General features: G+C 62.7%; 7 protein-coding genes. All 7 read right to left on the bottom strand.

Translation table 11 applies throughout. The annotated features are described in order from the left end of the window. On the bottom strand, positions 1 to 1604 hold a 1604-nt coding region (fliF, locus tag EN893_RS13015), incomplete at its 3' end, for a flagellar basal-body MS-ring/collar protein FliF (RefSeq protein ID WP_128361570.1). Positions 1605 to 1736: 132 nt separating this feature from the next. Next, positions 1737 to 2801, bottom strand: a complete 1065-nt coding sequence (locus EN893_RS13010) for a flagellin (protein WP_127270046.1) — start codon at positions 2799 to 2801, stop codon at positions 1737 to 1739. A 256-nt stretch (positions 2802 to 3057) separates the two neighbouring features. Next, the gene (locus EN893_RS13005; protein WP_127271439.1) at positions 3058 to 4044 is read right to left on the bottom strand and encodes a flagellin; all 987 of its coding nucleotides are present in this window, start codon (positions 4042 to 4044) and stop codon (positions 3058 to 3060) included. Between the two features lie 198 nt (positions 4045 to 4242). Then, on the bottom strand, positions 4243 to 4974 hold the full coding sequence (gene fliP, locus EN893_RS13000; protein ID WP_127271437.1) for a flagellar type III secretion system pore protein FliP: 732 nt from the start codon (positions 4972 to 4974) through the stop codon (positions 4243 to 4245). Next, positions 4971 to 5465, bottom strand: a complete 495-nt coding sequence (locus tag EN893_RS12995) for a flagellar basal body-associated FliL family protein (RefSeq protein WP_127268384.1) — start codon at positions 5463 to 5465, stop codon at positions 4971 to 4973. Before EN893_RS12995 ends, fliP begins: the two co-directional genes overlap by 4 nt. 17 nt (positions 5466 to 5482) lie before the next feature. After that, a complete protein-coding gene (gene flgH / locus EN893_RS12990; protein ID WP_127268383.1) occupies positions 5483 to 6190 on the bottom strand; it encodes a flagellar basal body L-ring protein FlgH in 708 nt (235 codons plus the stop codon). Next, positions 6187 to 6723, bottom strand: a 537-nt coding sequence (locus EN893_RS12985; protein WP_245490824.1) for a MotE family protein, incomplete at its 5' end; no start/stop codon positions are given. The genes EN893_RS12985 and flgH, both read right to left, overlap by 4 nt.

Here is a 6723-nt window from a genome sequence, read left to right as displayed (position 1 = left end):
GCGGGGCGCTCCTCGTGGAGGTCGACCATCCTGGCAAGCCTGTCCTGCGGCGCCGGCCGGATCTTCTGGCGAAGATCGTCGAGCGGCGTGGGGCCTGGGCGTGTGCCTGGCAAGGTCCCAATCGCGGCACTGTCGGTAGCCGCCATTGCCTCCGGCGTCGGCAGCGAGCGCTGGACGTCGTCGAAGCTGGGACCTGCCAGGGCCGGAGTAGCCTTTGCCGTCAGCGCCGCGGCCATCGGCCTCAGGCCGAAGAAGGCGACCAGGAACACCACGACGATGAAGGCACCGGCATTGATCATCGTGCCGGCATGCTGGCCGATCGAATCGAGCATTCCCGCCTGCGGGATCGCCTCGCCATCCAGGCCGTCGATGAACTCGACCGCCGAGACGTCGATGATGTCGCCGCGCTTTTCGTCAAGGCCGGTAGCGGACGTGACCATCTTCTGGATCTCGGCGACGCGCTTGGCGATCTGCTCCGGCGTGGCGTCCTTGCCGAGGATGGCCGTCAGCCGTTGCTGATTGACGACCACGGCAATCGACATCTTGGTGACGGTGTAGCCGTTTGAGACCGTGGCGATCTTCTTGGAATTGATCTCGTAGTTGGTGATCTCTTCCCTGCGGTCGTTCTGCGAGGAGGATTGCGGACCATCGGTGGCGGTTGCCTGGGTCTCGGGCAGGTTCTGCTCGACGCTGGCCGGAGTGGAAGCCTGCTTCTGGTTGTTGTTCTCGTTGGCCCGCACCGACTGCACCGAGCGTTCGACGCGGGAATTCGGATCGAAGATGGTCTCTTCCGTCTGGCGGGTGTCGGTGTTGACCTCGGCCTTGACGCTTGCGCGGAAATTGTCGGGGCCGAGATAGGCCGTCAGCGCACGGCGGATGTTGTCTCCGATCTGCGCCTCGACGGTCTGCTCGACGCCGAGCGTGCGGGCGGCGCTGGTGTTGGAAGGATCGTCGCCCGCGGCCAGCAGATTGCCGCTGGAATCGAGAACAGTCACCTTGTCTGCCGACAGGCCGGGAACGGCGGCGGCGACGAGATGGCGGATCGACATGGCGCTCTTCTCGGCGTCGATGCCGGCGTAGCGGATGACCACGGAGGCCGAGGGCTGCTGCTCGTCGCGGCGGAAATTGGCCCGTTCGGACATGACGATGTGGACCCGCGCAGCCTTGATGCCCGATATGGACTGGATGGTGCGGGCGATCTCGCCTTCCAGCGCCCGCACGCGGGTGATCTGCTGCATGAAGGAGGTGAGGCCGAGCGAGCCGACATTGTCGAACAATTCGTAGCCGGCATTGGCGCTGGTCGGCAGGCCCTTTTCGGCAAGCAGCATGCGGGCCTGAGCGGTGGTGCCGGCCGGCACCAGAACCGAGGTTCCATCGGCGCCGACATCGAAGCCGATGCCGGCTTCGCCCAGCACCAGGCCGATCTGGTTCACGTCGGCGCGGTCTAGTCCCACATAGAGCGTGTCATAGGCGGGGCGGTTGAGATAGACCGAGGCGATGCCGATGACGCCCATCACCAGAACGGCGATGCCCGCCAGCATGGCGAGGCGCTTCACGCCAAACCCGCGGAGATTCGAGATGATGCTCTGGATCTGTTCCGGCACGGTTCAACGACTCCCAGCATGATTGTCCGCCGGAACTCTAGTCTTCGAAGCTTGTGCGAAAATGAAATCGGGCCGCGCTGGCGGCGCGGCCCGATTATCTGATGGAAAGGACGGCGCCGGTGGCGCCCGTGATCAGCTCTTGAACAGAGACAGGATCGACTGCGAGGCGCTGTTGGCGATCGACAGCGCTTGAACGCCGAGCTGCTGCTGAACCTGCAGTGCCTGGAGCCGGGTCGATTCCTTGTTCATGTCGGCATCGACAAGCTGGCCGACGCCGCGGTCGATGGAGTCCATCAAACTCTGGGTGAAGGTCTTCTGCAGGTCAATGCTGCTCTTGGCGGAACCGAGGATGGTGGCGGAGTCGGTCAGCTGGGCCATGACGTTATCGATCCTGTTCACCATCTGCGTGATGATGTCGTCGGTAATGCCTGGTGCCGTGATATCGAGGTTGTAGGCGGAGATATTGTCGACCTTGGCGACCGCTCCCGCCGCCGTCTGGCCGGCGGTGTTCGCGGCGATGTCCGTTCCTCCGCCCGCGATCACGCCCGCATAGGCGTTGTCGTACAGGGTCTGGGCGGCGCCCGTGGAATAGATGGACGTCTGGCGATCGAGGGTTCCGTAATTCTTGACCTCGGCGGCGAGGCCGTAGTCGAAAAGCTTGGTGCTCTCGACATCGATATCGATCGTCCCGATCGAGATGGCGCCGGATGAGGAACGATTGAATGAGGACACGATCTGGGAGTCGGGCTGGACGCCGTCATTGGCGGCCGCAACCTGCTTTGAGGTCACCGCTAGGAAGTTCGAGCCTGAAAAGGTGGCCGCATCGGCGAACGACTTCATCTGCGCCTGAAGCGCTTTGATCTCGGTCTGCGTCTTTGCCTTGGCTGCGTCCGTCTGGCCGACGGTCGAAAGCAGCTTGGTCTTGATCTGGCCGATCGTTGTCAGCACATTGTTCATGCCGGTGTAGGCGGTGTCGACTTTCGAGGCGCCGAGGCCGAGTGCATCCTGCACCGTCGACAGGGCCTGGTTGTCGGAGCGCATCGTGGTGGCGATCGACCAGTAGGCCGCGTTGTCCGAAGCTTGCGAGACACGGTAGCCCGTCGATATGCGGGCCTGTGTCTGCTCGAGTGACTTGTTGGTGGCGCTGAGGCTTTGAAGCGCGGTTAACGCCGCGGCGTTGGTCATGATACTCGCCAAGAAAGTCGCTCCTTCTCAAAGGCCGGCATGCTCAGACATGCCGGATAGCCTGCTTCAACCGTGGTATCGTGCCAGTAGGGCCGATTCGCCAACCGTTGTAAGCTATTGGTTAACCATAATTAGCGGGACATGGTTAACAGCCTGTTAAACGCGGCCTTTCGAGAGTTAACGACAGAGCGTTGCGCGCGGTCCGAGCAAACGAAATCGGGCCGCGCTTTTGGCGCGGCCCGATTTTAGTGCAAGTTGGCGGATGCGATTAGCCGCGGAAGAGCGACAGGATCGACTGCGACGAACCGTTGGCGATCGACAGCGCCTGGATGCCGAGCTGCTGCTGGACCTGCAGGGCCTGGAGGCGGGTCGATTCCTTGTTCATGTCGGCATCGACGAGCTGGCCGACACCGCGATCGATGGAGTCCATCAGGTTCGAGGTGAAGGTCTTCTGCAGGTCGATACTGCTCTTGGCGGCGCCGAGCGTGGTGGCGGCGTTGGTCATGGCCTTGAGCGCGGCATCGACGACGTTCATCTGCTGCGCGATCTGGCTATCGCTGGCGGCCGTGCCACCCGAGAAGATAGTCAGCGAGGCAACCGAATAGGTGTCGGTAACCGCTGCGGCAGCGCCCAACGTCGGTGCCGAGGCCGTGGCAACAGCAGCGCCCGTGGTGCCGAGGCGGGCCGTGTCGAGAATACCCTTGGCGGTTGGTGCCGCGCCGGCATCGTACAGCTTGATGCTTTCCACATTGACATCGATCGTCGAGATCGAAGCCGCGCCGGTCGCGTCGCGGTTGAAGGCCGAAACAATCTTCACGTCGGCCGCGGTGCCTGTCGCAGTGGACACCGAAAGCATGTTGGTGCCGGAGAAGGTGGCGCCATCGGCGTAGGCCTTCAACTGGTTCTGAAGGGCGGCGATTTCGACCTGGGTCTTTTCTTTGGAGGCGTCCGTCTGGCCGTAGGACGCGACCAGCTTGGTCTTGATCTGGTTGATCGTATCGATCGCGCTACTCATGCCGGTATAGGCTGTGTCGACCTTAGAGGCGCCGAGGCCGAGAGCGTCCGAAACGGTGGACATTGCCTGGTTGTCGGAGCGCATCGTGGTGGCGATCGACCAGTAAGCGGCGTTGTCCGAAGCCTGCGAGACCTTGTAGCCGGTCGAGATGCGGGCCTGGGTGTCGGTGAGGGATTTGCTGGTGGCGTTGAGGCTCTGCAGGGCCGTCAATGCGGCGCTGTTCGTCATGATGCTGGACATGGTACTCGGACCTTGATTTTACAGGTATTTTTTACATACCGGCTCTACCGGTATGACGGTGCGGCATCATGCCCATGATCTCTCAAAATCGATCACCCGCCATCTGCGAGCGAATATGCGGGCAAGTCCCTACCAAAGGGCTAAACCGGACGGTTAATCGAAAATATATTGCTGGGATTTCGAGCCGGCGCCGCAGGGTCAGTTGAAGGAGCGCACCAAGCTGCCGACAAGCAGGTTCCAGCCGTCGATCAGGACGAAGAACAGGATCTTGAACGGCAGCGACACCACTGTCGGCGGCAGCATCATCATGCCCATCGCCATGGTGATGGTGGCGACGATCAGGTCGATGACGAGGAATGGCAGCACGATCAGGAAGCCGATCTCGAAACCGCGCCGGATCTCCGAGATCATGAAGGCCGGCACCAGGATGCGCAGGTCGACGGTGTCACGCGAAACGGTCTGTCCGCGCTCGCGGGCAAGGTCGGCGAAGAGGTCGAAATCCTTGTCACGCACATTGTGCAGCATGAAGGTGCGGAACGGGTCCGAAATCTTGTCGAAGGCTTCGGTCTGGGTAATCTGGTTGTCCATCAGCGGCTTGACGCCGGTGTTCCAGGCCTGATCGAAGGTCGGCGCCATGACATAGAAAGTCATGAACAGCGACAGCGAAATCAGGATGAGGTTTGCCGGTGTCGACTGCAAGCCGATGCCGGCGCGCAGGATCGAGAAGGCGATGACGAAACGGGTGAAGCTGGTCACCATGATCAGCAGGCCTGGCGCCACCGACAGAACGGTCAGCAGGCCGAACATCTGGATGATGTAGCCTACGGTGGTGCCGTCGGCCTTGCCGATACCGCCGAGATCGAGTTGCTGCGCCGTCGCGACGGACGTTGCGGCCGCGATCATCGCCGTGGCGAGAAGGAACTTTCTCATTCGAGCAGCAATGTCCTGATAAGAATCTGCTTGGCGTGACCCTGGCTGCGGATCGAGGCGCGTTCCTCAAGATCGGCCTTCAGGTGCTGGTAGCCGCTGGCGCCCTCGATCTGATGCATCTTCAAGGTGCGCACCAGGGCCAGAAGATCCTGGTGGATGTCATCCGACATTGCCTGTGGCTGCGGCCCGTCATAGACGACGGACACCTCCATCCTGATCCATGTGCCGGCAGGCGAGGCGATGTTGGTGGTGATCGGCGCCAGCACGACAAGCATCGGGCCCAGGCCTGGCTGCTCGGCCGCGGTGGGCTGCATGATCTTGCCTTCGTTCTCAGGCGCGACCGGTACCGACGCCGGTGCGCCGACGCCTTTGAGATAACCGCCGGACATCCAGCCCATGCCAATGGCGGCCGCCGTCACAAGCAGCAGCAGGCCGGCCTGGATGGCAGGGGAGGGACCCTTGCGTGGCTGAACCTGTTCGATATTTGCCACGGCGCCCTGCTCCGATCCTAGAACGGAAGAACCTGGTCGAGAATCTGCTGGCCGTAGGCAGGCTGCTGGACCTCGGTGATGCGACCGCGTCCGCCGTAGGAGATGCGGGCCTCGGCGATACGTTCGTAGGGGATGGTGTTTTCGGCGCCGATATCGGCCGGCCGCACGATGCCGGCGAGCGTCAGCACCCTGAGCTCGGCGTTGACGCGCACTTCCTGCGATCCGGTGATCATCAGATTGCCGTTGGGCAGCACATCGGTGACGATCGCCGCGACATTGAGCTCAAGTGTCTCCGAGCGCTTGATCTCGCCGTCGGCAGTCGTGTCCGTGGTGGAGCTGAGAGCCCCAGCGCCCTTGCCGGCTGTGCTCCACTGGTCCCACTGCGCGCTGAGGTCGTAACCGAGCTTGCGATTGGCGGTGCGGCTCCTGTCGTTCTGGTTCTTGAAGTTGGCCCGATCGTTGATCTTGATCTTGACCGTCAGGATGTCGCCCTGGGACAGCGCCCGCGGGTCGGTGAACAGCCGGCTCTGGCGGTCGTCCCACAACGAGAATTTCTTGACTGGCGCGGGCGGCGTTTGCGGATAGCGATAGAGGGAGCCGGTACTGCCGCCATCGATGCCGGAGCCGACCGGGGACAGGGCCGGCTCCCTGCCGACCTCCTTGAGGTTGGTTCCGCAACCCGACAGCATGGTGACCGCGCACAGGACAAGCATTTTCCGGATCATGACGGATCTACCCTTCGGGCTGCGCTGGCCATAATGCCGGTGAGCGTCGCCGCTGCCTTCTGGTCCATTTCGTTGAGGATGACGCTCGCCTTGCGTGTATCGAGCTTCATCAATATGGCCGCAGCCAGATCGGCGTTGACGATGGCCAGCCGCTCGGCGGCGGCGTCGGGCTTCATGCCGGCGTAGATCTGGACCACGCCGTCCTCTGCCCGGGCCAGGAAAACCTCGCGTCGCTTCAGCCAGGTCTCGTATTCAGCTTTCTTTGCATCGAGAGCTTTCATGCGCTCGTCAATGCCGGCCTGGAGCTGCTTCAGTTCCTCCGCCTGCAGGACATAGCGGCGGTCGCGGGCGGCGTCGGCGATGTTTGAGCAGAAGCGCTCGATCTCGCTTTGGTCCGGCGCCTTTTCCCGCGTCAATTGCTGCGGCGTCGCTGCCACCGGTGCTCCCGGCAGGACCTGGCGGACCGTCTCCTCGCCGCGCGCAGTGTCGCCGGCAAAGGGCAGCGTCGCGAGAATGGCGGACGCGAGCAGGAT

It is taken from the genome of Mesorhizobium sp. M7A.F.Ca.CA.004.04.2.1 (assembly GCF_004022825.1).
Classification (GTDB): Bacteria; Pseudomonadota; Alphaproteobacteria; order Rhizobiales; family Rhizobiaceae; genus Mesorhizobium.
Note: the sequence above shows the minus strand (reverse complement) of the source record. Positions and strands in the feature narration are given on the sequence as shown.

Coding starts and splice junctions, on each gene's coding strand:
- fliP (WP_127271437.1), bottom strand. CDS start 4,974: ATGAGAAAGTTCCTTCTCGCCACGGCGATGATCGCGGCCGCAACGTCC.
- flgH (WP_127268383.1), bottom strand. CDS start 6,190: ATGATCCGGAAAATGCTTGTCCTGTGCGCGGTCACCATGCTGTCGGGT.
- EN893_RS13005 (WP_127271439.1), bottom strand. CDS start 4,044: ATGTCCAGCATCATGACGAACAGCGCCGCATTGACGGCCCTGCAGAGC.